The sequence below is a fragment of the Variovorax sp. P2_H12 genome, from assembly GCF_056403395.1.
In genome coordinates, this window is record NZ_JBFUFO010000162.1 from 1 (window position 1) to 509 (window position 509).

The following is a 509-nucleotide window of genomic DNA, read 5'->3' on the forward strand; positions in this document are numbered from 1 at the left end:
AGCGCGGCGTGGTCGTGAGCTACGAGACGATCCGGCGCTGGGGCGACAAGTTCGGCGCCAGCTTCGCGCATCGCGCCAAGGCCGCACGCCGCAAGCCAGGATCGACCTGGCATCTGGACGAAATGTTCGTGACGCTGCGCGGTGAGCCCTATCTGCTGTGGCGCGCTGTCGATCGGCATGGTGCCGAGCTTGACATCCTTCTGCAGAACCGCCGCGACAAGGCGGCCGCGAAACGCTTCTTCAGGCGCGTGCTCGCGGCTTGTCCGGAGGTCCCACGCAAGATCGTCACCGACCGACTGCGCAGCTATCCAGCCGCAAAAGCCGAGATCCCGGCGCTGGCGAGAGTGCGGCACGTGTTCGTGAAGGCCTGCGCCCGCGCGAACAACCGCGCCGAGAACAGCCATCAACCCACCCGTGAGCGCGAGCGGCGCATGCGAGGCCTTCGCAGGCTTGAGCGCGCCCAGGCTTTTCTGTCGAGCTTCGGTCCCATCCGCCAGCACTTCGCGCTC

General features: G+C 67.2%; 1 protein-coding gene. It reads left to right on the plus strand.

Going from position 1 to position 509, the window contains the following annotated elements:
* Positions 1-509: IS6 family transposase (locus tag AC1DYK_RS35645; RefSeq protein WP_478170559.1), on the plus strand; the 509-nt coding region annotated here is incomplete at both ends.